The 25,859-nt window shown below is 40.1% G+C and carries 20 protein-coding genes; 11 read left to right on the top strand and 9 right to left on the bottom strand.

Features of this window, described 5'->3' with window-relative positions; translation table 11 throughout:
• Entirely contained in the window at nt 1-927 is a 927-nt protein-coding gene (locus EGC86_RS00380) for a flagellar motor protein MotB (protein ID WP_011638235.1), read from the top strand.
• Nucleotides 928-1,290: 363 nt separating this feature from the next.
• On the top strand, nt 1,291-2,745 hold the full coding sequence (gene thiI, locus EGC86_RS00375; RefSeq protein WP_059744317.1) for a tRNA uracil 4-sulfurtransferase ThiI: 1,455 nt from the start codon (nt 1,291-1,293) through the stop codon (nt 2,743-2,745).
• Between the two features lie 190 nt (nt 2,746-2,935).
• Here thiI and EGC86_RS00370 read toward each other — a convergent pair whose 3' ends face one another.
• The gene (locus tag EGC86_RS00370) at nt 2,936-3,160 is read right to left on the bottom strand and encodes a hypothetical protein (protein ID WP_011638233.1); all 225 of its coding nucleotides are present in this window, start codon (nt 3,158-3,160) and stop codon (nt 2,936-2,938) included.
• Nucleotides 3,161-3,339: 179 nt separating this feature from the next.
• On the opposite strand from EGC86_RS00370, the gene EGC86_RS00365 reads away from it, so the two are divergent.
• The 4 genes from EGC86_RS00365 (at nt 3,340) to rlmM (ending at nt 6,683) form a co-directional block, all read left to right on the top strand.
• Nucleotides 3,340-4,251: a transcriptional regulator GcvA gene (locus EGC86_RS00365; protein ID WP_011638232.1), complete on the top strand. Its 912-nt coding sequence runs from the start codon at nt 3,340-3,342 to the stop codon at nt 4,249-4,251.
• Nucleotides 4,232-4,942: an alpha/beta family hydrolase gene (locus tag EGC86_RS00360; protein ID WP_123776280.1), complete on the top strand. Its 711-nt coding sequence runs from the start codon at nt 4,232-4,234 to the stop codon at nt 4,940-4,942. The genes EGC86_RS00365 and EGC86_RS00360 overlap by 20 nt, the downstream gene beginning before the upstream one ends.
• Nucleotides 4,943-5,117: 175 nt before the next feature.
• Nucleotides 5,118-5,498, top strand: a complete 381-nt coding sequence (locus tag EGC86_RS00355; RefSeq protein ID WP_011638230.1) for a DUF423 domain-containing protein — start codon at nt 5,118-5,120, stop codon at nt 5,496-5,498.
• Between the two features lie 96 nt (nt 5,499-5,594).
• Entirely contained in the window at nt 5,595-6,683 is a 1,089-nt protein-coding gene (gene rlmM / locus EGC86_RS00350; RefSeq protein ID WP_123776279.1) for a 23S rRNA (cytidine(2498)-2'-O)-methyltransferase RlmM, read from the top strand.
• A 102-nt stretch (nt 6,684-6,785) separates the two neighbouring features.
• On the opposite strand, the gene EGC86_RS00345 is transcribed toward rlmM, so the two are convergent.
• Nucleotides 6,786-7,796, bottom strand: coding sequence for an isocitrate dehydrogenase (locus EGC86_RS00345; RefSeq protein WP_011638228.1), 1,011 nt, complete (start codon nt 7,794-7,796; stop codon nt 6,786-6,788).
• Between the two features lie 439 nt (nt 7,797-8,235).
• On the opposite strand from EGC86_RS00345, the gene EGC86_RS00340 reads away from it, so the two are divergent.
• A complete protein-coding gene (locus tag EGC86_RS00340; RefSeq protein WP_123776278.1) occupies nt 8,236-11,079 on the top strand; it encodes a S9 family peptidase in 2,844 nt (947 codons plus the stop codon).
• A gap of 96 nt (nt 11,080-11,175) precedes the next feature.
• Here EGC86_RS00340 and EGC86_RS00335 read toward each other — a convergent pair whose 3' ends face one another.
• The 5 genes from EGC86_RS00335 to EGC86_RS00315 all read right to left on the bottom strand — a co-directional run bounded on the left by EGC86_RS00335 (nt 11,176) and on the right by EGC86_RS00315 (nt 17,924).
• Entirely contained in the window at nt 11,176-11,574 is a 399-nt protein-coding gene (locus tag EGC86_RS00335; protein WP_011638226.1) for a DUF3192 domain-containing protein, read from the bottom strand.
• Between the two features lie 247 nt (nt 11,575-11,821).
• Nucleotides 11,822-12,589 (bottom strand): flap endonuclease Xni, encoded by a 768-nt coding sequence (gene xni / locus EGC86_RS00330; protein ID WP_123776277.1) that lies wholly within the window; start codon nt 12,587-12,589, stop codon nt 11,822-11,824.
• Nucleotides 12,582-13,946, bottom strand: a complete 1,365-nt coding sequence (gene ppnN / locus EGC86_RS00325) for a nucleotide 5'-monophosphate nucleosidase PpnN (RefSeq protein WP_011638224.1) — start codon at nt 13,944-13,946, stop codon at nt 12,582-12,584. The genes xni and ppnN overlap by 8 nt, the downstream gene beginning before the upstream one ends.
• Before the next feature lie 62 nt (nt 13,947-14,008).
• Complete coding sequence (locus EGC86_RS00320) at nt 14,009-15,565, bottom strand: sensor domain-containing diguanylate cyclase (protein WP_123776276.1); 1,557 nt, start codon at nt 15,563-15,565, stop codon at nt 14,009-14,011.
• Between the two features lie 202 nt (nt 15,566-15,767).
• The gene (locus tag EGC86_RS00315; protein ID WP_123776275.1) at nt 15,768-17,924 is read right to left on the bottom strand and encodes a tetratricopeptide repeat protein; all 2,157 of its coding nucleotides are present in this window, start codon (nt 17,922-17,924) and stop codon (nt 15,768-15,770) included.
• 201 nt (nt 17,925-18,125) lie between these two features.
• On the opposite strand from EGC86_RS00315, the gene EGC86_RS00310 reads away from it, so the two are divergent.
• The gene (locus EGC86_RS00310; protein ID WP_123776274.1) at nt 18,126-19,952 is read left to right on the top strand and encodes a M61 family metallopeptidase; all 1,827 of its coding nucleotides are present in this window, start codon (nt 18,126-18,128) and stop codon (nt 19,950-19,952) included.
• Between the two features lie 90 nt (nt 19,953-20,042).
• On the opposite strand, the gene EGC86_RS00305 is transcribed toward EGC86_RS00310, so the two are convergent.
• A complete protein-coding gene (locus EGC86_RS00305; RefSeq protein WP_011638220.1) occupies nt 20,043-20,600 on the bottom strand; it encodes a glutathione S-transferase family protein in 558 nt (185 codons plus the stop codon).
• Nucleotides 20,601-20,617: 17 nt separating this feature from the next.
• Nucleotides 20,618-21,529: a recombination-associated protein RdgC gene (gene rdgC, locus EGC86_RS00300; protein ID WP_011638219.1), complete on the bottom strand. Its 912-nt coding sequence runs from the start codon at nt 21,527-21,529 to the stop codon at nt 20,618-20,620.
• A gap of 315 nt (nt 21,530-21,844) precedes the next feature.
• Here rdgC and EGC86_RS00295 point away from each other — a divergent pair, with 315 nt between their 5' ends.
• The 3 genes from EGC86_RS00295 to phoR all read left to right on the top strand — a co-directional run bounded on the left by EGC86_RS00295 (nt 21,845) and on the right by phoR (nt 25,520).
• Nucleotides 21,845-22,789, top strand: coding sequence for a porin (locus EGC86_RS00295; RefSeq protein WP_011638218.1), 945 nt, complete (start codon nt 21,845-21,847; stop codon nt 22,787-22,789).
• 569 nt (nt 22,790-23,358) lie between these two features.
• Nucleotides 23,359-24,048 (top strand): phosphate regulon transcriptional regulator PhoB, encoded by a 690-nt coding sequence (phoB, locus tag EGC86_RS00290; RefSeq protein WP_011638217.1) that lies wholly within the window; start codon nt 23,359-23,361, stop codon nt 24,046-24,048.
• A gap of 176 nt (nt 24,049-24,224) precedes the next feature.
• Nucleotides 24,225-25,520 (top strand): phosphate regulon sensor histidine kinase PhoR, encoded by a 1,296-nt coding sequence (gene phoR / locus EGC86_RS00285; RefSeq protein ID WP_011638216.1) that lies wholly within the window; start codon nt 24,225-24,227, stop codon nt 25,518-25,520.
• The last annotated feature ends 339 nt before the right edge of the window (nt 25,521-25,859 follow it).

The following is a 25,859-nucleotide window of genomic DNA, read 5'->3' as shown; positions in this document are numbered from 1 at the left end:
ATGGCTAAGGCCAAGTGTGATTGTCCACCCGCTGGCGCCCCTATGTGGCTGGCCACATTTGCAGACTTAATGTCGTTGCTGATGTGTTTCTTCGTGTTGTTGCTAGCGTTCTCTGAAATGGACGTGATGAAGTTTAAACAAATTGCTGGCTCTATGAAGTATGCATTCGGGGTGCAAAATAAAGTTGAAGTGAAAGACATTCCTAAGGGGACGTCTGTTATTGCGCTTGAATTCCGCCCTGGTCGCCCCGATCCCACGCCTATTGAGATCATTAATCAACAAACCAATGAAATGACTCAGCCGACGATAGAATATCAGGCGGGTGAAGAAGACAGTGCTGGTGGTACTCAAAAGCAAAGCGGTGAGCAACGTGGTGGCAATGCAGCCGCAACAGCGCAACAAGAAGCTGAAGCTGTTAAAAAAGACGCAGCCTCTTCGCAAGAAAACATTAATGATCAAGTTAAAAAAATGGCTGAAAAACTCAATGAAGAAATTGTTGATGGTGCCATTGAAATTGAATCTTTAGGCCAACAAATTATTATTCGTATCCGTGAGAAAGGCTCTTTTGCTTCTGGCTCAGGTTTTTTACAACCTAAGTTCAAACCGATTGTGCGCTCTATTGGTGAGTTATTAAAAGATGTTCCCGGCATTATTACTGTGTCAGGTCACACTGATGGTGCAGATATCAATAATGAGCTTTACAGCTCAAACTGGGAACTTTCAAGTCAACGAGCTGTTGCTGTAGCTCATGAGTTAAGAAGAGTCTCTGGTTTTGATGAATCCAGGATGAAAGTAGTTGGAGAGGCATCTAATCGACCATTAGTCGCCAATGATTCCAATGAAAATCAAGCTCGAAACCGTCGTGTTGAAATCTCTATCGAGCAAGGTAAAGCTAAAGAGTCGAATGAAATAATAGTGACTAAATAGTTTGCCATCAAATGTTAAGCGCAATCTCTGTAGATTAACGAGGTTGCGTTTTTTTTGTTCTAGCAATATGGTTTTTAGTCATAAAATGGCTTTTAGCTATCGATATTCACAAGCCGAACACTATCAACTATGTCTCGACCTATGACGAATAACAGATAAACAAAGTGAATATGTTTGGTTAATAGGCATCCTTTGGTATAATCCGCAAATTATTGCATACGCTTTACTCTGCGCTTGATGGCTTAAGCTAACCGAGTAGACAGAGCTTTGCTGTTTTTTTATTTATTATCAATGTATTACTATCTCTTTACCGAGTAACACCGAGTGTAGTTTTATTGTGATGGTTATACCTGTGGACGCCCCATGAAGTTTATTGTAAAGCTGTACCCTGAAATTATGATGAAGAGCAAGTCGGTAAGAATGCGCTTTACCAAAATGCTTGAAACTAATATACGTAATGTGCTTAAAAATGTGGATGAAGGTGCAAAAGTACAACGGTTATACGATCGTATCATCGTGCAAGTACCGAGCGATAAACCTGAATTGTGTGACGTTTTTGCAGAGCGACTAGCGTGTATTCCAGGTATTGCTCATGTGGTGCAAGTGAGTGAGTACAGTTTTGATTCGATCGATCATATTTATCAGCAAGCTTTGCCTAAATACCGTGATGAAATTGCCGGTAAAACTTTTTGTGTCCGCGTAAAACGTTCTGGTAATCATGACTTTAATTCAATTGATGTTGAGCGTTATGTCGGTGGTGGATTAAATCAACACACTGAGGCGCTAGGGGTAAAACTTAAAGACCCTGACGTAACCGTTAATCTTGAAATCAATCAAGATAAGCTTTACATGGTTGAACGTCGCATTCAAGGTTTGGGCGGTTTTCCTATGGCGACACAAGAAGATGTGTTGTCACTTATTTCGGGTGGTTTCGATTCTGGTGTGTCGAGTTTTCAGTTTATTAAAAAAGGCGCTCGTACCCATTACTGTTTCTTTAATTTAGGTGGCGCTCAGCACGAAATTGGCGTTAAGCAAGTCGCGTATCACCTGTGGAAAAAGTACGGTGAGTCTCACAAAGTACGTTTTGTGTCAGTGCCATTCGAGCCCGTGGTTGAAGAGATTTTAGAGCGTATTGATAACGGTCAAATGGGTGTGGTACTTAAACGTGTAATGATGCGTGCAGCGACACGTATTGCTGACAAATACGGTATTCAAGCGTTAGTCACAGGTGAGAGCTTAGGTCAAGTATCTAGTCAAACACTGACTAACCTAAATGTTATCGATCGCAGTACCGATTTATTGATTTTACGCCCGCTTATCGCAATGGATAAACAAGATATTATTAATCAGAGCCGTATTATTGGCACTGAAGATTTTGCGAAGTCTATTCCCGAGTATTGTGGTGTGATTTCACAAAAACCTACAGTTAAAGCGGTATTATCTAAGGTTGAAGCAGAAGAGCTGAAATTCTCTGAAGATTTAATCGACCGTGTAGTAGCATCTGCTGTGGTAATGGATATTCGTGATATTGAAGCTGAAATGAACCAACAAGTGACCGAAACTGAAACGGTTAAAGACGTGGCTTCAGGTGAAATAATCATTGATGTTCGTGCTCCTGAAGAAGAAGAGCGTAGCCCATTATTAATTGATAATGTAATGGTTAAAGCGATTCCATTCTTTAAGTTAGCGACCCAATTTGCCGATTTAGATAAGTCTAAAACGTATTTATTGTATTGTGACCGTGGTGTGATGAGTAAGCTGCAAGCCTTATACCTTGTAGAGCAAGGCTATACTAACGTTAAAGTGTATCGTCCTTAAGTCTTCGAAACGACACCGTCTTTGCGGTGTCGTGACTTGGAGCTATTTGGGGACTTATCCTCTTTAGTGTTGGTTGAAGCGGTGAGCTGGAGCAGTAATACGCTTTGAGTGCGACGAATCACAGACAATAAAAAACCGCATTTAATGCGGTTTTTTATTGTCTCAGTAACGTGCTTAAGATGAACTGACTCTAATTAGCTTGAACCGCTTCTGAAGTTTTTTGTTGTTCATCATTGTCAGCAACTAAAATGCTGTTAACATCATAATTGATATCAATTTGCATCGCTTCAATGCTTTGCGATAATTCAGCATGTAAATCGATCATATCGATAGGTTCTAGTTCAGTCGCTTGAGCAGAAGATAAACCCATTATGGATGTTAACGCGACTGCAAAAATAGTGTTTAGGTTGAACATTGGGGGTGAGCCTCCAGGCTAATAAGTCACATTTGCCGGACTATCCCAGTAACATCGTAGAGATTGTCCAACTGTATTTTCAATGATGCTAATTTAACCAAACACAGTGTTCTTTACAAACGACAAAAAATAACGATAATCATTAGAAAAACTAATTAAAAAACGAGAGATTGATCACTATGTCTAGACGATTACCTCCTTTGAATGCAGTTAAAGCATTTGAAGCTGCAGCACGACATTTGAGCTTTACCCGCGCCGCAGAAGAGTTGTTTGTCACTCAGGCTGCAGTGAGTCATCAAATTAAAGCATTAGAAGATTTTTTAGGGCTAAAACTATTTAGGCGTAAAAATAGATCATTATTGTTAACAGAAGAAGGCCAAAGCTATTTTCTGGACATTAAAGACATTTTTATTGAGCTCGGCGAGGCGACTAATCGCCTGCTTGCCCGAAGCGCGGTGGGATCGTTAACGGTGAGTATGTCTCCGAGTTTTGCTATTCAATGGTTAGTGCCTCGTTTAGCTAAATTTAGCGAAAAAAATCCTGATATTGATGTGCGTATTAAAGCGGTAGACAGTGATGCCAGTTCGTTAACGGATGATGTCGATGTGGCTATTTATTACGGTCAAGGTAATTGGCCTGGACTACGTGCTGATAAACTGCGTAATGAAGTACTGATTCCCGTATGTTCGCCATTATTACTCAATGGTCCTAAGCCATTAATTCAGCCTAGTGATTTAAAACTCCACACTCTATTACATGATTCCAGCCGTCAAGATTGGCAGGCATGGTTTAGGCAATGTGGCGTAACTGACATCAATGTCAATCAAGGGCCTATATTTAGCCATTCTTCATTGGTGCTACAAGCAGCTGCGCATGGTCAAGGTGTGGCATTAGGATATAGCGTACTAGCAAGACCTGATATCAAAGCTGGGCGCTTAGTGTGCCCGTTTTCTGAGGTGCTGGTGAGCAAAGATGCTTATTATTTAGTGTGTCAGCAAAATCATTCTGAAATAGGTAAAATTTCAGCTTTTAGAGAGTGGATGGTTGATATGTTTGCAGAGGAGTCGCGTAGTGAGTTGCTTACCGGATAATACGCCAGTGTTAGCTGATGATTTTCTTTTGCAAGGTCCTAAAAGTGACACTTTGATTGTTTTTGCTCATGGTGCTGGGGCGAATATGCATCATCAATATATGACTTCGATGACCGATAAGTTAATCGCTCAAGGCTATCAAGTGTACCGATTTAATTTCTTGTATATGCAGGCCAATATGCAAGATGGTAAACGTCGTCTGCCTGATCGAGCACCTAAATTACTCGCGCACTATGAACAGGTGCTGCTAGATATTCAACAAAAAATGACGCTGGGTCTTATTAATTGTCAGCGAATAATCTTAATGGGCAAGTCAATGGGTGGCCGTATGTCGGCAATATTGACCAGCTCAGACCATCAATTACAACAACCTCTTGTTAAAGATGTTGCCAATAAAATTAGTGCAATTGTGTGTTTAGGCTACCCTTTTATTCCCCTCAAAGGTGGAGAACCAAGACTTGCGCCTATTCAGCACAATTCAATTCCGATGTTGATTGTTCAAGGTGAGCGAGATAAATTTGGCGATCTTCAACAAGTGCCCAATTGGGCTTTGGGTGAACATGCAGAAGTCTGTTGGATTGGTGATGGTGACCATAGTTTGCAACCGCGAAAATCTTCTGGTTATACCCTTGAGGGCAATCTTAATCATGCCATCGAGAATATTAGTCAGTTTATTACCCGATTAGGTTAATGCTGTAACGCTATGTTTTACGCATATGCGGTGTCTATTTTGCTGATAGCTTGATCAACCCCAGCATCAATATTAACACTACATGAATACTAACGGTGATGGTTTAAGTCACGAAAATCAGCTTGCTTCAATAGTATGATGCATTGTCGATTTATGTTGTATGAGGTTAAGTAAAATGAATAAAGGTCTATTATTGTTTGCCACATTAAGTGGTTTTATGGCTGTTGCACTGGGTGCTTTTGCTGCTCATGGGCTTAAAACTATCGCACCACCGGAATTAGTGAGTATTTTTAAACTCGGGGTCGATTATCAGTTTTATCATACCTTCGGATTGATTGCGTTGGCTTTTTCTGCTCATTGGATCCCATCTAAGTTGATCAACTGGGCTGCTTATAGCTTTATTGCCGGGATAATATTGTTTTCTGGTTCGCTATACCTTTATGCCTTTACGGGGGCTAAATGGATTGGCCCAATTACGCCTATGGGCGGGTTATGCTTCTTAGTGGGGTGGTTGTTATTTGCTGCGGCGATTTGGCATGCAAAATCAGCAGAATAATGCCTTAGCTAAATTCTCCCACCTTGAGCATTTTTGAGTATAATAGCGAGATTATTGTCTCGCTATTATGCGAATATCCTTACGCTAAGGCTCCAAATGAAAAACCTATTCCTATTTTGTCGCTCAGGCTATGAAAAAGACTGTGCGGCAGAAATTCAACAACGGGCAACTGAATTAAATGTGGGTGGTTTTGTTAAAACCAACATCAACGATGCCTATGTGATCTATCAATGTTTTGACGATAATGGTGCCGATACGTTAGTTAAGGAATTGGCGCTTAGTTCATTAGTTTTTGCGCGTCAGATGTTTGCCGCTGGTGAGTTGTTGAGTGATTTGCCTGAACAAGATCGAGTAGGGCCTATTGTGGCTTCATTGGTCGCGCTCTCAAAATGTGGTGAGCTACGCGTTGAAACGCCTGACACCAATGAAGCAAAAGAATTATCTGCATTTTGTCGCAAATTGACAGTGCCGTTACGTAAAGGTTTAAAAAAGAGCGGCGCATTGCTTAACGCTGAGAGTGACCGTCGTCCAATTATTCATGTGTGTTTTATCGGGCCTGGCAAAGCGTATGCGGGTTATTCGTTAAGCCACAATAGTTCGCCACACTTTATGGGTATTCCTCGGTTAAGAATGGCTGCAGATGCGCCTAGTCGTTCAAGCCTTAAGCTAGACGAAGCTTTTGGAGCTTTTTTAACTAAAGAAGAACAAGAAACACGTTGTCGTAGTGGGTTAAATGCTGTTGATTTAGGCGCTTGTCCTGGTGGTTGGACTTACCAATTAGTTCGCCGTGGGATGATGGTTGCTGCTGTTGATAACGGTCCAATGGATCCAAAATTGATGGAAACAGGCCAAGTGAAGCATTACCGTGCAGATGGTTTTCGTTTTGAGCCACCGCGTAAAAATGTGTATTGGTTAGTGTGTGATATGGTTGAAAAGCCAGCCCGAGTTGCTGAATTAATGGAAGCATGGGCGATTAATGGTTGGTTTAAAGAAGCTATTTTTAATCTTAAGTTACCAATGAAAAGCCGCTATAAAGAAGTTAGCGTGATTTTAGAAACCATTGGTGCCATTTTAACTGAAAATGAAATTGATTTTAAAATGCAGTGTAAGCACCTTTATCATGACCGCGATGAAGTGACCGTGCATTTATGGATATTTCCTGAAAAGGGTGTGAGCTACGCATAAAAATACTATTGCGCCGCTAACAAAAAGCCCCTTATGCAACATTGCATAAGGGGCTTTTTAGTTAATGACAGATAACTCAGTCATTAACGTAACCATATGGAATTATCCTAGACGATCGAGTACCGCTTGAGTGAAGTCGGTAGTGCCGTGAGTACCGCCTAAATCGCGGGTAGTACGGTCGCCTTCTTCAATAACAGCCGATACTGCGCTACGGATCATCTCAGCTTTATCAGACATGCCTAAGTACTCTAGCATTTGAATCGACGCTAAAATTACTGAGGTTGGATTGGCTAAGTTTTTGCCTGCGATATCTGGTGCACTGCCGTGTACCGCTTCAAAAATAGCGGCATCGCGACCGATGTTTGCACCTGGAGCCATGCCTAAACCGCCTACAAGACCGGCACATAAATCAGACAATATGTCGCCAAATAGGTTAGTGGTAACGATAACATCAAAGTTTTCTGGGTTCATAACCAGTTTCATACAAGTGGCATCAACAATCATTTCTTCGGTGGTGATGTCTGGGTAACGCAGGCTCACTTCACGAGCCACTTTCAAGAATAAACCTGAAGTTGATTTCATGATGTTAGCTTTATGAACGATAGTGACTTTTTTACGATTTTCTTTACGTGCAAGTTCGTATGCGAACGTGGTGATTTGCTCTGCACCTTGACGAGTAATGATACTGGTTGCTTCGGCTGTTTGACCATCGTCAGAGATTTTTTGACCTAAGCCTGAGTACATACCTTCAGTGTTTTCACGGACGGTAATAATATCAATGTTTTCATAACGCGCTTGGGTTCCCTTAAATGAAATCACCGGGCGCACGTTAGCATAAAGACTGAACTTTTTACGTAAGCTCACATTAATAGAGGTAAAACCTTCACCGACAGGTGTGGTTAATGGTCCTTTAAGCGTAATGCGATTTTTCTCGATAAGGTCTAAAGTACGTTGCGGTACTAATTCACCGTGTTTTTCTAACGCCGTTAACCCTGCATCAGCAAATTCATATTCAAAGTTACATCCTGCTTTATCGAGGATTTTTAATGCTGAATCGATAATGCTTGGGCCAATCCCATCACCTGGGATCACGGTTATTGTACGTTTTGACATGAATAGTCCTTCCACGGTTGTGGTTACTGCAATTGATAGACCGCATATATGACACGGCTAGGTGACGATAAAAAGCGTCGTTTTTCTGCGGCGTATTTTAACGACTTTTAATGTTTATTTACAGAAAATAGTGAGTATTATCACATTATTTCCGTTATTTTTAAGTCAATTCTAATTTGATTGTTTTACTATGAACCTTTGTTACAAATCGTTTACTTGTAAAGTACCTTAATGCTGAAGATTTATCGGCGGTTCAATGTTTTATTGGCAGCATTAGCTTATTCTGTAAGCATTTTTTATAAAGACGACTTTGGTCGCATGTCGTGTTTTTTGCTGGTTGGCTTAATGTTAACTGGTCAATATTGAGATAATCCAACACGATGATCTATTGCGGTGATCTATAACAATAATCAATTAACGTTACCATTAGAGGAAAACTGTGAAATTATTCAATTTAATTCCATTGGCAGTCTGCCTGTCATTTAGTGCCCATGCGGCCCCGCAACGTGCACTGTCCCTTGATGACATTATGCATTTTGAAACCCTACAACAGCCTGTTATTTCTGATGATGGCAAAGTGATTGCAGTACAGGCTACTCCTGATAGAGGCGATAGTCGTGCATTAATCCGTTTTAGTGATAACAATAAACAGTATGAAATTGCTAATGGCACCGATGTTAATGTCAGTGCTGATGGAAAATTTGTGTTGGCGACTATTGAAGCGAGCTTATTTGAACGAGAAACCGAGAAGAAAGCCGATTTACCTCATGAAGTGGTCTTACTGAATACTCAAAATGGCAAACAGCAGAAATTTGAAAATGTAGATTCCGCCTTGTTTAGCGACAATGGTCATTTTTTAGTGGTGAAATTTAACGTTAGCAAGCCTGAATCTACCGATGAGAAATCGGAGTCTAAAGCGTCTGAATCCACTGCCTCTGAATCTATTATCTCTGAATCAACGGTAGCCGAAAATACTGCTCAATCTGAAGATGATACTCATGCTGAAATTGAGGAAGCTGATAAAGGTGCTGATGTTCGGTTAATTAATCTGGCTACCAATCAACACTCGCAGCTATCTGATGTGACACAATTCGCTTTTGATAAAACTGGGAAGCATTTTGTTGCAGTCGTCAATCAAGGTGAAAATCAACTACACCAAGTTGTATTGGTGACATTGGATGACCAAAAACAGCGTCAGCTTTATGGTAGTAGCGATGAACATATTGAAGCATTAGCGATCAGCGATGATGGTCAATATGTTGCCGTGACGAAAGGTGCCGCGAGTATGACACGCTATGGCCGTGAGCATGATATGTTGCTTATTGATGTAGAGCAGAATAAACAACAGCAATTTGCTCAGTCTGAAGGTTGGACATATAACCAATACTCAAGCTTACAGTTTTCAAAAGACGGCCAGCGTTTGTATGTTGGTCGAGTCCCCAAAGTCGAACAGCAAGCTGAATTAGCTGATTATCAAAATGCCAATGATGTCTTTAATCCAAATATTATCACGGCAAAAAAGCAGTTACGTATTTGGCATGGCGATGATGCCAAAATTAAGCCTCAAGAAGTCAAAGAATATGAGCAAGAATTAAAACGCACTTATTTAGCCGTTTTACACTTAGATTCAAATAAGTTAGTCCAGTTAGCCGATAAAATGGTGCCAGATGTCACTTACGGTGAACAAGCACGTTTTTTATTGGCCAGTTCTGATGTGCCATATCAAAAAATGATCACCTGGGCAGGCTTTTATCGTGATGTGTATTTGGTTGATGTAAACAACGGTAATAAAATTCCTGTGTTAACTCAGCAACCCAGTGATGCAATGCCTACACTGTCACCTAATGCTAAGTTTCTGGCTTATTATCAGCAAGGTAACGTGTTTCTGTTAGATATTGCATCTCAACGTCGAGTTAATTTGACTTCTAATATTACGACACCTTTTGCTGATGAAGACCATGACTATCCCAGTGCTGCACCCGGTTACGGTTTTGGCCCTTGGTTAGCCGATGATAGTGCGATAACCGTTTATGATAAATATGATGTATGGCAGTTTAGTACCACATCTAACCAAGGGTTTATGCTAACCAATGGCGAGGGGCGAAAGCAGAAAACTCAATTCAGGCTAGTTGGCTTAGTGAAGGATGAATTGTTACCCGCGGTAGTGAGTGATGCTGAAACTGTACTATTACAAGGTTATAGTCATCTATCAAAAGCAAACGGATTTTTTAGCGCTCAAATTGGCATAGCGGGTGTGAAGCGCTTAACCGAAAGCAACAGTAAATTAACGTTGCTTGCCAGAGCGAATAAAGCCTCGACAGTGGTGTTTTCGAAACAGCGCTATGATTTGTATCCTGATTTATATATTGCAGCTAATACCTCACCACAGAACGCCCAACAGGTGACCCAACTGGATAAGCAGCGTAAACCCTTTAAATGGGGAAATGCGGAGCTAGTACATTGGCGAGATGGTGACGGCGTTAACATGGATGGAGTCCTCATTAAGCCAACAAATTACCAAGCCGGTAAACAGTATCCAACCTTAGTGTATTTCTATCGTTTTATGAGTGATAGGTTGCATGCGTTTCCTGATATGAAACTCAATCATCGACCTAACTTTGCTTGGTATGCAGATAATGGATATGCGATTTTCTTACCTGATATTCGTTTTGAAATTGGTTATCCGGGGATTTCCTCAGTTAAAGCCTTGACCGCTGGCGTCCAAAAATTGATAGCGATGGGAGTTGCCGATCCTGATGCTGTTGGTATTCAAGGGCATTCTTGGGGCGGCTATCAGAGTGCTTATGCGGTAACCCAAACTAATATCTTTAAAGCGGTTGTTACTGGTGCTCCGGTGTCGAATATGACCAGTGCTTACAGTGGTATTCGCCATGGTTCAGGACTAGCAAGACAATTTCAATATGAAACCGGTCAAAGTCGAATGGGTGAGAGTCTGTTCAAGGCACCACAAAGGTACATTGAAAACTCGCCTATTTTTTATGTTGATCGCATCCAGACACCCATGATGATTATGTTTGGTGATAAAGATGATGCAGTGCCTTGGGAGCAGGGGATTGAGTTGTATCTAGCAATGCGTCGTGCAGGCAAGGATGTGGTGTTTTTACAATATGAAGATGAGCCACATCATTTGAAAAAGTATCCCAATAAACTTGATTATACCATTAAGATGAAGCAGTACTTCGATCATTACTTGAAAGGTGAGCAAGCCCCTAATTGGCTTCGCCAAGGTGAAGCTTATCAGGAATATAAAAAAGTAGATTAAACAGCTATCAATGTTTATCTAAATGAACAAAAAAAACGCCCTATGCTGATACAGATAGGGCGTTTTTTATTATTGATACCACAGATATAGAACGAGTTATTGCGGATCTTGATGGGTTATTGGCACAGCAAAATATTGATCTTCAGTGTCTTGTCCCCATGCAATCAGCAGATTATCTCTGAATAACAATGGCGTGCACTCTTCTTTAGTGGTTTCACCGTCTGATTTTATATGGTGGGTACGGTAATACATCACTTGATATTGTCCATCTATGCCGGTTTTGGCTTCGACAAAATCTGCACTGCCTAATAATGTTCTGATCTCATCAAGGCTTTGACCAAAGCTGACTTCGCTCATTTTTTGTAAATTGAACGCCTGGCGATCATCCCAAGCTCTGTCTTCTGGCTGTGGTTCATAAACAAAAATCACCACGGCAACAAACAGTAAATAGGCAGTGAAAATTCCACCGATGATATATGTCACTTTATTGTTCATAATCTGGATAATCCATTATGGTATTAATGTCGTTGACTGTATGTAAGCTCAACTCTGGATAATAAACGGTTATCATCTAGTATTTAGTTCCGCTATCTGCATTGTATCGGCTTACCATAAACCTACTATTATGAAGTAAAACCCTTGGTAACATCCGTGGCAAGAGTGATATAGCAGACTCTAAATACATTCGTTTTAACGCTATAGCCCATCCTTTATCCAGAGTGGCAGTTAGCTTATTATGACATTAGTTTGTTATCGGATTGATCCTAAATTGTTTCAAATTAATATTCAGTGGAATATCGCATTGTAACTGGGCTAATTTATAACTAATTCTGGCTATCTCTTTTCCTTCGGCTAATTTAAGTGCTTGCTTGGCGCCAAGGTTATCTAAAGAGCGATATAAATTAGCCAGCGTTCTAAATTTATTGAGTAAATCAGCTGCTGACTTAGGGCCTATCCCCATAATTCCAGGTATTTTATTGCCGCTGTCACCTGCTAGTGCAATAAAGTCGAGCATTTGGTATTGCTCTATTCCCAGTTTCTTTTCATATTGTTCAACATCAAAAACCTGTTGATTAAAATGATCCCACAAGGTGAGATTTTTAGTTGGTAACTGGCTAAAGCCCTTGTCGGTTGACACGATAATCACTTCTCCCTTATTGCTGATCATTTTCATCGCAATGGTGGCGATAACATCATCGGCTTCAGATTGAGCGTCAAAGGAGTTGATATCGTGTTCTGCAAGTGTGGCTTTGATATTTACTAGGCCATCACTTAATGCCGTTGGCATGGGTTTACGACCTTTCTTGTAATCGCTGTACAGTGTTTTGCGCCAGGATGGCTCATTGCCATCCCAAACGACCATGCAATGGGTTGGTTGATGTTGCAGCAACATTTTTTTAGATGCAGCTAAAACGCGTTCTTGAACGCTAGTAATATCGTTTTCATCAGGTAACACCGCATGAATGCGGCGTACGAGGTTGAGTCCGTCAATTATGAGTAGTTTATTCATTTGTTTTTATTATGTCGTAGCAGGGCACGTAAGCGCTTCCTGGCAGTTTCATTCGTTGTTGTTTAACAAAAGCGTTTAATAGCTTATCCATCATGAGCATAAGCTTAGCATCACCTTCAATCTTAAAGGGACCAAACTCTTGAATCAACTTGATGGTGTCGCCTTTTACATTACCAGCGACAATACCTGAAAACGCTTTACGTAAGTTAGCGGCAAGCTCTGCCTTGTTTTCTTGAAAATAGAGATTTAAATTTGCCATAACTTCATGGGTCGGCGCAAAGGGTAATTGAAATTCGGGTTCAATTTTGAGAGACCATTGATACTGGTAAGCATCGCATTTTTCTTTACGGTAGATTTTTACCTCTTCCATTCCTTGCTTCATTATTTGCGCCACTTTGGCTGGATCATCAATAATGATTTGATACTTACTCTGTGCTTCTGCGCCTAATGTCGCCCCGATAAACTCATCGATAACGGTAAAATACTCTGCACTTTCAGCTGGTCCAGTTAACACTAGTGGAAAGGATGCATGGCAATTGTCTTTATTTAATAAAATACCTAAAAAGTAGAGTAATTCTTCAGCCGTTCCGGCTCCGCCAGGGAAAATGACAATACCATGGCCTAAACGGACAAAGGCTTCTAGGCGTTTTTCTATATCGGGTAAAATAACTAATTCATTAACAATTTGGTTGGGTGGTTCTGCTGCAATAATACTGGGTTCGGTTAAACCTATATAACGGGCATTATGAACACGTTGTTTTGCGTGGGCTATTGCTGCGCCTTTCATTGGGCCTTCCATTGCGCCAGGGCCGCAACCGGTGCAAATATCTAATCTACGAAGCCCTAGTTGGTAGCCGACATCACGGGTATATTGGTATTCAACTGCATTGATGCTGTGTCCTCCCCAACAAACGACTACATTAGGATCTTTCATTGGCGAGATAGCTTGAGCATTGCGTAAAATATCAAACACAACATTGGTAATGTGGCTAGCATTGCTTAAGTCAATATGCTTTAAATTTTCGTACTTGTTGCTGATGTATATAATATCGCGGAGAACTGCAAACAAATGTTCTTGAATACCGACAATGATTTCACCGTCGACGAAGGCTTGTAGAGGAGGGTTGATGAGTTCAATTTGTATGCCTCTTTCGCGCTGTAAAATATTAAGGCTAAAAGATTCATAGCGAGTAAACAGTTCTTCAGAACTGTCGCTGATAAGCCCTGAAGCTAACACTGCGAGTGAGCAATTTCGATATAATTGGTAAAGGTCACTTTTTGCGCCTTGTTTTAGGCGCTCGACTTCTAATTGAGAAAGCTGATCTAGACTACCACGTGGACTAATTTTTACTATCATAAGCAACTCCTTTGGACTCGAGTATTTGATGCCGAGTCCAAAGAAAATCGTCTTGGGATGGGCTAGATATCAATTACGACTCGGTCTCTGCCGTTGTTTTTTGCTTGGTATAATGCAGCATCGGCTCTTTCGAAAGCTTCTTCAAGCGTTTCGTTTTCCATGACTTGTGCAGCACCTATAGATAATGTAACTGTAATTCTCTGATTTTTAAACTTAAACGGAATATTTTTGATTTTCTCTCTTACTCGATTCAATAATTGAGAGATATGCTCATCAGTAACATCAGGTAATAGTAATACAAATTCCTCACCGCCATAACGAGCGACAAACTCACTATCACGTAATGAATTTTTTAATGCCATAGCGATGACTTGCAAGGTTTTATCGCCGGTACTGTGGCCAAAGTTATCGTTAATATTTTTAAAGTGGTCTATGTCTGTAATGGCTATCCACAGTGGCGTTTTAAAGCGGACATGGTTGCGATATTCTTGCTCCATGCGATCTTCTAATGCCGTACGGTTTGCCAATTGGGTAAGCGGATCGAGAAGGTTGAGCTTTTGATGTTCAAATAGCTTTTCTTTGTAACTATTCGCTTCCTGGCTCATTGAATTGAGCTCTTTACGCATTGACTCTATTGATTTACGTAAGATGGTTTGCTCACGTTGTTCTAATGCCTCTTTACGAGACAGTGAATCGCGAAGTGAAGATAACTGCACTGTCAGTTGAATCTTTAATTGGCTAAGATCATAGGCATCTACCACTAACTCGTCGGCGTTATTGACGCGTAAATTGATTTCTTTATTTAATTGGCCTTTAAGTTGCTCACAACGTTGGTTATTGTTATGGGTGTTATTGACCACATCGCGAACGATAGTCAGAGCATCATTGAGGGCAAATAAAAAGTCTTGTGATGCGTTTTTTTCGCGAGCAATATTCTCTAACAGCAGGCTCAATATCGATTGGTAAGATTCCAGTAAGTTATTTAAGCTGATATCACCAAGTAACACTTCTTTTATAACTAGAATTTGGTCGCGTTGATCTTTTCTAAATTCAATTTCAGCAATTTTAGCGGCAAGCTCTTTAGCTAGCTGAACATGGTGAGGCAAAATTTCGTAATTATCGGCATCAGCAAATTCGTGTTTTAAAATTTCTTCATAGAAAAAAATCAATTTTTCTACTTTAGGGATATATTCCCATACGGTATGGAATGGTTTGCCTAATTCTTGTTTAAAGTAGGTGATTTCTTTTTTGAGTTTGTCTGGCGCAGAGTTAATTCGTTGGATCTGACGGATCACTCGATTGAGCCCATTACGACTGTCTTCTAAACGAGTCATGGTATGGCTATATTGAGATTTTAATAGTCTTTCGATATCGACGAGTTCTGGCAGTGCCTCGTCAATTTGCTCAAAATCGTGCATATGATGGCGCAATTTAGCCAGTTTATTATCAAGTTCTAAATTTTGCCCTTTACAAGCAAGACTCAGATGAGTAATAAATTGAATCAATGTTTTCAATTTATCATTGCGATCGATATTAATCTCTTCCAGAGCAAGTTTAGCTGCATAGAGCTTTTGCTTCATCAACGAAATTTGAGTTATCGCTGTATTTGACTCATTCATTTTGCAGTGCCTACTTTCATTCTTCAGCTAAAGGCATCAATTGCCGTGATTAGGATATTAATTTAGACAGCAAATGGAATTCACAGTAACTAACCTATCATCGGCTAACATTATAGTAATGTTATCTCAATAATGTTGTGCAGCAAATCCAATTACCGTACTAAATCTCATAACTGGCTACAGTTGCATGTTTATTAAACGATTAGTTTTTCGGCCAGTTGATATCTTGGGTGTTACGATTACTTTCCGCACGAATGATGCCGCGATTAAGTGCTTGAGTCAGATTTAAATATAGTGGGCGCATAAAAACAGCCGCTGGTGCAAAATTAAGTGGTCGCAATGACACATAAGCGGGTTGCTCGGTTATCTCCATTGCTGCAGCTAGTGCGAATTGCAATGTTTCAAATTGTAATTCTGCACTGATGCTGGCATCTGGGTTGCCCAGTAATGGTAAATTAATGTGGCCAATACTGGCATGTTGAACCGCGGATAAGCTAGCAAAGTTAGGAATGGTAAATTGGGTCTCTTGTAATTGTTTAAGACACTCAATGACAGCATGTAGGATATTTTCGGCGTCATATTGCTTATCAAAATAACATGCAATTAATCCTGAACGAATGATAAACACTTCAGTATCTAGATGTTTACAGAACTGGCTATTAAAATGTTGCATTAATACTACAGACTCAGTGAGGCCAAGCTGAATATCAATATTGTTTAATTTATTAATATTCACAAGCGCAAGCGTTTTAGATTCTGTGTGTTTTAGTGTGCTTATCCGTTGAATAAATGCCCTGTAACCTTGTGCTTGTGTTATTGGGTCTATGGTATTTAAACGTTGGGCGTTAAGGTATAAAGTATTTCGTTGCTGAAATTTTCTGTAGATAAATATCAACACGATAATCGCAATACTAAAACCGAGAATTAATACTAAAATGATAAATTGATTGTATTTATTTTTCGCAGTTTGTTGTTGTAGTTTATTTTGCAATAAACCCAGCTCGAATTTTAGTTTTTGTTCAGTGAGTTCAGAGAAATCATTTGTTTGTTCGGTTTTTTCTTGCGATGTATTGATCAGTTCAACAATGGCATCGACTGTTGCAAGTGCTGCGTTGGGATTGTTAGTTTTTCGATATGCGGTAGATAAATAGCCTAATGCTTCTGTTTGCACATCATTTAAATGTTTCTTTTTAGCCAGTTCAATAGCCTTACTCGCATGATCAATCGCCTCATTCCACATGCCTTCACTAGTATTTATTTGGGCAAATAGTAGTTCGTTGTGTACTAAGTAATGTTCTACTTTTCGAGCCCTAAATATATCATTTGCACGTTGCATTACGTTCAATGCTGCTTGGATATTATTTAATTTGAAGTAAGCTTCGCCTAAGTTGTTGTAGGTGAGTCCGATGGCTATTTCATTTCCCATACGCTCATTGACTTGCTGGACATTTAAATAATAGTCAATGCTTTTATTCCATTGATCTTGGCCTGCGTAAATCATTGCGATAACCGTTAAGGTCTCGGCTAAGTAGACATCTTGGCCTATCGCTTGAAGTATTTCGGCCGCATTATGAGCATATTTTAGTGCATCATCCCATTGTTCTAAATCTCGGTATGTACGCGCAAGATTAAGTTGTGTATGTGCTTTAATTCCTGGGTAGTCTAGGCTATTAGCTAAACGAAATGCTTCACTATAATGCTGTAGTGACTTGGCTTGGTCGCCATTAAGATTGTAATAACGACCTAACTGGGTTTCGGCATCGGAGATAAAATAATTATTGTGTAATTGGTAAGCAATATCGCGGTAACGATTTAAGTGAGAAAATGCTGGAGTAGGTTGAAGGAGCAGTGAATGTAACATGCTGAGTTGTTCATGAAGCGTTGATTTAAACAGCGTGCTTTCTAAACTGACATCTGTGTTTACCATATTCAGCGCATCATTATATTCAACTATCACCTGATTATATTCTTGGTTTTGACGCCCTTTAATCCGCGCTTTAAGCATAATGACGACAGCTTGTTCAAGTGTGGTTGATGCTATCGCGTCTAATTGTGTTATGAGCAATTCGGCATCTTGATATTTAGTTGGTGATGTCAGTTTTGCTTCTAAATTGAGCCTAGCTAATAGCTCTAAATCACGATGGAGTTCATTTGGAGGGTAACTTAATTCATTAGCGGCTTGCTCAAACTCCACATTATTTGAAAATTGTAACGGGAACTCGGTGGCCCTCATTAGCTTTGTATAAAGCTTTTGTGGATTTTCTTTGAACAATATTTCTTGCTGCTCAATATCCCTTGCCGAAACCATTGAACTTAATAGTATCGAACATAATATGACCAAATAAAAGCAACGCAGCATAGTCAGAAATACCTTTTATAGTGTTAGTTAACGTGGACTTCATTTCACGTGATATGAATAAATAAACGTACGTTGATCTGATGTTCGTAGAGAGTGTTTTTCACTAAGTTGCAAATTGCCACTGTGTTAATGAGTCTAGATCGTTATAATTGTTCGGAATTTAAAATAAAAACAATAGAATCATACCAGAAGGAACCTAGAGTGAAACCTACTTCTCTTGCAATTTTAACCAGCAGTGCCATTTTTTCGATGAGTTGGGCAATGCCAGCACTTGCAGATGTCGATTACCATATCGATATTAATCAACCTACACACCATTTAGCTCAAGTGAGTGTTTCATTTCCTCCGTCGGATTTGGACGTATTAACGGTTAATTTACCGGTATGGCGAACGGGTCGTTATCAAGTATTACCCGTTGCAGATGGCATAAGATTGTTTCATGCGACCGACAGCAAAGGGAAGTCATTACCTTGGAAGCGTACCGCCAGCGGTGAATGGCAAATCGCCTTAACTAAACCTACATCGGTGAAGGTTACATATCAATTGCATGCCAATGAGCTTGGTGAGCGTTTACGTCACATTGATAGTAGTCATGCTTTTTTAGATGCCAGTGGTGTCTTTATGTATAGCCCTGAATTTCGTCAGCAACCTGTTACTGTCAACATGGAAGTACCAGAAGGTTGGAAAAGCTATTCTGGCATGGATAAAGGCAACACATCACATTCATTTAAAGCAGCCAATTATGATGTGTTAGTTGATTCGCCGATAGAAACCGGCATAAACCAGCATGTCAGCTTTGAGGCTGATGGTCGTGATTACGACGTGGTATTTTGGGGCGAAGGCAATTACGATACTCAAAAAATTGTCGCAGATCTCACTAAAATCAGTGGCCAGGCATCGGCTATTTGGCCTGATTACCCGTTTAAGCGATATGTTTACATGGTGCATGCAACCAGTGGTGCTCGTGGCGCAACAGAACATCTCAACTCTACCATTATCCAACTACCACGATTTAATTTTCGTGAACGCGAAGATTATTTGCGTTTTATTAGTACCGCTTCGCACGAGTTTATTCATACCTGGAATGTTAAAGCTTACCGACCTCAAGGGCTGGTTCCGTATGATTATCAGTCGGAAAATATGACCGATTTACTGTGGATGGCTGAAGGCTCCACCAGTTATTTCCAAAATCAATTATTGTTACGCGCTGGAGTGATAACAGCCAAAGAGTTCTTTGACGATTTAAGTCAACGTATTGTGCTTAATCAACATAACCCAGGTCGTGAAGTCCAATCTGTAGCAGAAGCAAGTTTAGGCCAGTGGAGTAGCACTTGGGGCGATTATGCGGTTAATCACAGTGTGAATATTTACTCTGAAGGTTACTTGGCTTCAATGGCACTTGATTTTAGTTTGCTAAGCGATACGCAACTTGCTCATTCATATAGAGATGTCCATAAAGCGCTTTATCAACAATACAAAATTCCATTAAGTTATAACGTCGCGGACGTGCAATCTATTTTAAAAAACCTTTCTGGTAAAGATTACCAGTCGTGGTGGACTGAATATGTAAACCAACCATTTAGTTTACCTTTTGATGACTTGTTGGCACATGCTGGTTTGATCACGACTTATGGTCAATCTCCTAAAACAGAAGTAGATGCTGGAATGATGTTGTCTGGCTTATATAACGATTTAATCATTGCAAGTGTGCTAAAAAATGGCCCAGCTTGGAATGCGGGTGTTGCTGCCGGAGATGAAATTGTTGCGGTTAATGGTTTAAAGGTTACCGCGGATGGTTTAACTAAACGTCTTAATGATTTTAATGTTGGTGATACGATTAAACTAAGCATATTCAGGGATGAGCGTTTAAAAGAAGTGAGTTTACTCCTAACTGAACAACCCAAAGGTGACTTATCAATTGCGCCTGTGGATAAGGTGACTGATGCGCACAAAGCGTTTTATAAAGCGTGGTTGGGGGTTAAATGGCCGTTTAATGACGAGGGTGAGTGGATTAACACTACTGACTAAATCAACTAGGGTCACAGTGCTTTGAGCACTGAGATACCAGCATTGAAGAAAATAAAATGCCCTGTTATCAGGGCATTTTTATGTCAAGGATTACACCGGTGGAGCCGTTTCGATAAAAAATGGCTCTTTTTCTATTGTGGCTAAAAATATTTTCAGTTTTGGATAATCTTCGATATCAATCCGTTGGCGGAAAACCGCCCAACTTAAATAACAACCTAAGCGCAATTGCACATCATTAAACGGTCCGTATAGCGGTAGTTCGAATTTTTCAAATTCAGCTAGTGTTGCGTTAATGCGTTGGGCTTGTCTGATTGTGTAATCAAAACGCTCAATATCAACGCCATCACGAGATAAGAAAAACAAGTTAATTGAACTGTCTAGCGCAGTATTGATCATGCAAAACTGATCTAGTTCTACCACGGTATCAAGGTACGTTTTTGATGACTTGTGACGGATGTAGCGCAAGATAGCGCTTGAATCCGTTAACGATAGCTCACCATCGTGTAAAAAAGGTACCCGCTTAGTTGGGGATAGCTTTGCGCTGCTAGCCTGATCTGTTTCAATAAATTGATAATCTAATGTTGATTCCAATAAGGCTATTCGGCAATGCCGAACAAAAGGAGACGTAAAGCTACCGTAAAGTTTCATGGGTTACCCTTATGGTATTAGACGCTCTGCTCTAAAGGACCAAATGCTTGATTTACCGCATTGACGAAAGCTACTAACTCACTGCCCATTAAGGCAAAATCAGCGTCTAAACGTGCTAATGGATCTTCAGTACCAACTTCATCATTACCTGCTCTAAACTCTTCAGAAAACTTAAGTCGTTTAATACTGGCATCAGACTGCATCAAAAAGGCAATTGACTGGCCAAAATGTAATGCCAATTTGTGCACTTGCTTACCTGTTGCAATATGGGCTAGTACTTCATCTTCTTGCAGCACTTGTTGTTTGAAGCGAACAATACCGCCTTCATCAGAGTCTGATTTAAGTTCGGCTTCATCCTGCATTTCAAAAGGTGCAGGCGCTTCACCCGCTTGTAACCATTGCGTTAGCGTTGACTCGATTGGTGTGGCATAACTTAGCGGGATTACCGGTAAGCTGCCTAAGGCTTTGCGCAATAACGCTAATAGTTCTTCTGCTTTAGTTGCACTAGAACTATCGACTAAAATCATCTCTAGCTCAGGCATGATAAGAGCATGAGTTTGGCTACGACGAGAAAATGCACGAGGTAATAATGTTGTGGTGATTTCGTCTTTAATGGTGTCTTTTTCTTTTTTAGTGACTTTACGATTTTCTAACTCTTCAATCTCTGCCACTTTTTCATCTAGCGCTTCTTTTATCACTTGACCTGGAAGAATTTTTTCTTCTTTGGTGACACAGAGTAAGTGACGGTTTTCAGCGCTGTGTACTAATGCCTGGCCTTTTTTACCTAGGGCATTTGAGAAACCAAATTTACTGATATCTTGGCTTGAACAAGGTGAGAAGGTGAAATCTGCTAAGGCATTTTCTAATGTTTCAGTGTCGGTTGTGAAAGGTTTGTTGAAACGATACAAGGTGAGATTTTTAAACCACATAGAAGGCTCTCATTAATTAAAGAAGAAAAAGACAATAAGCTAAGTTTACGGGATAGAAGCGAAGCGGTAAACCTCCAAAAAAGTGCTCTGCAAGGCTAATTGCAATCGTACAAATCAGAATTCATCAAATTGTCACAATTGAATTTAACATCCTGAAACTACTGTTATAGCTAGGTTTCGAATATTTTTATCGCTGAAATGTCGACGAATATAAGTCATTAATCAAGTAGTGAAATATTTCTGAAACATTTTAGAGGCAGAATTCCGCTCGTTCCAAACCAATAACCATGACGAATTTAGCGTCGAAAGGATGAAATGATGAACGTTTTTTGTAAAACTCTATTAGCCTCTGCAATGGCAGTCTCAGTAGCTTCAAGTGCATACGCCGCAGATCCTCTTCAAGTTTACGGCAAGTTAAATGTAACAGCACAATCAAATGATGTTAACGATGAAACTGAAACGACTATTCAAAGTAATGCATCACGCTTTGGTGTGACTGGTGAGTTCGAATTAAGTCAGAAGCTTGAAGCTTTCTACACTATCGAGTATGAAGTCGATACCGGTGACGATACTAAAGAAAACTTTAAAGCCCGTAACCAGTTTGTTGGTTTAAAAGGTAACTTTGGTGCCGTATCTGTTGGTCGTAACGACACGATGTTAAAAGTTTCACAAGGTAAAGTCGATCAGTTCAACGACCTTGCTGGCGATATGAAGACCATGTTTAAAGGTGAAAACCGCATGGCACAAACTGCCACTTACTACACGCCAATGTTTGGTGATTTCCAAGCAGGTGTGACTTATGTTGCATCTGGTGATTCAGACCAAGTTGTTGGTGACAACACTACTGGTGAAGATGGTGTGAGTATGGCTGTTATGTACGGTGATGCAGGCCTAAAAAGCACACCAATATATGCAGCGATTGCCTATGATTCAAAAGTAAAAGGTTACGACACTGCTCGCGCCACGGTTCAGGGCAAAATAGCAGGTCTAGTCATTGGCGGTATGTACCAGCAACAAGAAAAACTAGACAGTGGTATCAAAGATGATGGCTTCGTATTAAGCACGGCTTATGGAATCAATGATGTGACCTTAAAAGCCCAATACCAAGACATGGAAAATAAAGGTAATTCATGGTCTGTCGGCGCTGATTACAAATTAGGTAAGCCTACTAAGTTGTTTGCTTTCTACACTGCCAACTCATTTGATTCAAATGATCAAGATGATAGTTATATCGGTGTAGGTTTAGAGCACAAATTTTAATCTGAATGAGTATGTGGATTTAGGTAATAACCAAAAAAGGGCTTAGGCCCTTTTTTTCGTTTAATCTTCACCACTGGAATAAAATAGCAGAGGAGTCGATAGTAACGATGTTATTTTGTGTCTGAAACCTCAAATAAGTCTATGTATTGCTCACAAACGTATTGGTGTGTAATGGAATACCTGTTGTAAGCTGGTGCTGCGCTGATAGCGGAGTAAAGGGAATTAGTGATCCACTTATTAGCTTGAGTTGAGATTACTGAACCTCACAGTGGTATTAAAGTGCCCTATAAATAATATCTTTTAGCCTCCATTTCACCGTTATTCTTTTGTGTTGATAAGCTTTATTTACCCGTTTTATTGGCGTTATGGCCAATGGAATACGCTATATTACCGGGTTAGCAGGTTATTTAAAAACGGCTTGCTGCTTGTTTTAAGTTACATCACATTAACAGCAATGAATTTTTTATGACAAAAAGGCGTATTTAATGCCAGTATTAGCTGTTAGATCATAAATCTGTAACAAAAGTGTCCAATAATAGTCTCGTGGCAAATTAACGTAGAAACCCAATATGACAGCTAGGATATTAATAGTAGAAGATGAATCAGCAATCCGTGAGATGCTGACATTTGTGATGGATCAACATGGTTTTACGACAGCTGCAGCTGAAGATTTTGATTCTGCAATTGAGTTGCTTAAAGAGCCATACCCTGACTTAATTTTATTGGATTGGATGTTCCCTGGTGGTAGTGGCATCCAATTAGCTAAACGTTTAAAGCAAGATGAATTTACTCGTCAGATCCCCATTATTATGCTGACAGCACGTGGGGAGGAGGAAGATAAAGTAAAAGGCCTTGAAGTGGGCGCTGATGACTATATAACTAAACCTTTTTCACCTAAAGAACTCGTCGCACGAATTAAAGCCGTTTTACGCAGAAGCGCACCTACGCGATTAGAAGAAACCATTGATGTGCAAGGATTACAACTCGACCCTGTGAGTCACAGAGTGACCGTTGGTGACGCCGTGCTCGATATGGGACCGACAGAGTTTCGTTTGTTGCATTTCTTTATGACTCATCCAGAGCGAGTTTACAGCCGTGAGCAGTTACTCGATAACGTTTGGGGCACCAATGTGTATGTTGAAGATCGAACTGTCGATGTGCACATCAGACGTTTACGAAAAGCCGTAGAAGAGGGTGGACATGATAAATTGATCCAAACTGTTCGTGGTGCTGGTTATCGATTTTCAACCAGAATGTAATTCGTATTGGCTGCTTGAAAAGTTCTGCTATATTAAGCAGGGCTTTTTAAAAACTGTTTTTTTCGCTGTCTAGCCATAATAGTCGATTTAGGCTATCTTGTGGTTCCTCGTTAGCCCTAATAATCAGTAACGGCACTGAATGTGTTGGCGGCGTTACTTTCGTATTTAGGTAGCCTATGTTTATCTCGTACTCTGGATATCGTTTATTTTTCCGGTTAGCTTTATTGCTTGTTTTATTTATGCTTATCGGCGCTTTATTCAATCAAGTTGTTATCGTAATGCTATTAGGCTCGATTGCATTACTTGTGTGGCATTATCGTCAACTTACTCGTTTAAACTTCTGGTTATGGAAAGATAAAAAGCTTACGCCTCCTCAAGGGCGTGGAAGCTGGGAGGGGGTATTCAATGGAATATATCGCCTGCAAGGCAAGAATCGTCGTCGAGTGGGTCAGTTAGCGACTTTATTAGCTCGTTTTCGTCAAGGCGCTGAGGCCTTACCAGATGCGGCAGTAGTACTTGATGCAGAACATAATATCTTATGGTGTAACAAGCTCGCTCAATTAATCTTAGGCTTTGTTTGGCCTCAAGATAATGGTCAGAGAATTGATAACCTTATTCGCCATCCTGATTTTTCGACTTATATAAAGAAAGCACAATACAAAGAACCATTAGAAATCCCTTCTCCGGTGTCAGATAAGCGATTACTTGAAATTCGAGTAATGAGCTATGGCGATCGACAATTGTTGTTAATTGCTCGAGATGTCACTCGAATTCATCAGTTAGAAGGTATGCGCAAAGATTTTGTGGCTAACGTTTCCCATGAACTTAAGACCCCACTGACAGTATTGCAGGGGTATTTAGAAATTATGCAAACCATGGAAGACGCAGACTCTCCTAATCACAAACCACTATCGTTGATGCAGCAACAGACGACTCGAATGCAATCTATGGTTGAGCAATTGTTGGCCCTGTCGCGCATTGAAGATGCTGTGGATATTGATTTATCGCAAACGGTTAATATGTCATTGATGATGGAAATTCTTAAAGAAGAGGCCAAAGCCCTTGCTGGCACCGACTATACATTAGTGTTTAATTGCGAACCGGGTTTGAATACCCATGGCAATGAATTGCAATTACGCAGTGCTTGCTCCAACTTGATTTCAAATGCAATACGTTATACCAGCCCTGGTGGAACGATTTCGGTTAATTGGCAAAGTGTTGCAACCGGAGCGTTGTTTTCGGTGGCAGATACTGGGGTGGGTATCGCTCCACAACATATTAACCGCTTAACTGAACGCTTTTATCGAGTAGATAATGCGCGTTCAAGTAAAACTGGCGGCAGTGGTTTAGGGTTAGCGATAGTAAAACATGCTTTAAACCATCATCACAGTGAGCTTAAGGTGACGAGTGAGTATGGCAAAGGCAGTATCTTCAGTTTTGTTATTCCATCGCACTTGTTAGTTCGGCAATAGATAGCATCTAGATGTGCAATCCTTAAAAAGCAGCATTCGTGCTGTTTTTTTGTTGCTGCACCTTAATTCAAATAACTAATAATAATGACCTAATCAGTTCAAAACAACTAAGGAATGTTAATGTAATTAGTCTTAGGGGGATAGTGTTGAATCAATCGCTGGTAAGGCATAAATTGCTTAAATTCAACCATTATTATGAATGTCATAATATAGCGTTATTGCTATAATTTTAAGCAGTAATTATCTTGTTTATAATGTGTTTAGTGGTTATTTATCTATTGTATAAATTAACCTTTTACCATCTATCTTTGGTAAGTAATTGATCTTAATTGGCTTTTT

Source organism: Shewanella frigidimarina, from assembly GCF_003797125.1.
GTDB lineage: Bacteria > Pseudomonadota > Gammaproteobacteria > Enterobacterales > Shewanellaceae > Shewanella > Shewanella frigidimarina.
The sequence above is the reverse complement of the archived record's forward strand: the minus strand, read 5'-3'. Positions and strand labels throughout refer to the sequence as shown.